The sequence below is a fragment of the Streptomyces sp. CAI-85 genome, from assembly GCF_013363615.1.
Taxonomy (GTDB): domain Bacteria; phylum Actinomycetota; class Actinomycetes; order Streptomycetales; family Streptomycetaceae; genus Streptomyces; species Streptomyces antibioticus_B.
The window spans coordinates 1-696 of record NZ_JAANNX010000246.1; the positions used below are offsets into that span (position 1 = coordinate 1).

The window sequence follows — 696 nt, forward strand, 5'->3', positions numbered from 1 at the left end:
ACATGTCGCCGGAGTTCGGCTCCACCGCCGCGATCTTCCCGATCGACGACGAGACCCTGAAGTACCTGCGTCTGACCGGCCGCAGCGACCAGCAGGTCGCCCTGGTCGAGGCGTACGCCAAGGCCCAGGGCCTGTGGCTGGACCCGCAGGCCGAGCCGGACTTCTCCGAGAAGCTCGAACTGGACCTGTCGACCGTCGTCCCGTCGATCGCCGGCCCGAAGCGCCCCCAGGACCGCATCGTCCTGGCCAACGCCGCCGAGCAGTTCAAGACGGACGTCCTCAACTACGTCGACGTCGTGGACGAGGCGGGCAAGGAGTCCTTCCCGGCCTCCGACTCCCCGGCCGTCACCCCGAACGGCGCCCCGTCGAACCCGGTCACCGTGACGGCCCCCGACGGCTCGACGTACGAGATCGACCACGGCGCGGTCACCGTCGCTGCCATCACCTCCTGCACCAACACCTCCAACCCGTACGTCATGGTCGCCGCCGCGCTGGTGGCCAAGAAGGCGGTGGAGAAGGGCCTGACCCGCAAGCCGTGGGTCAAGACCACGCTCGCCCCGGGCTCCAAGGTCGTCACCGACTACTTCGACAAGGCGGGTCTGACCCCGTACCTCGACAAGGTCGGCTTCAACCTGGTCGGTTACGGCTGCACCACCTGCATCGGCAACTCCGGCCCGCTGCCGGAGGAGGTCTCCA

The 696-nt window shown here is 68.7% G+C and carries 1 protein-coding gene; it reads left to right on the forward strand.

Going from position 1 to position 696, the window contains the following annotated elements; all coding sequences use genetic code 11:
• Nucleotides 1-696: aconitase family protein (locus G6W55_RS38075; RefSeq protein ID WP_254876604.1), on the forward strand; the 696-nt coding region annotated here is incomplete at both ends.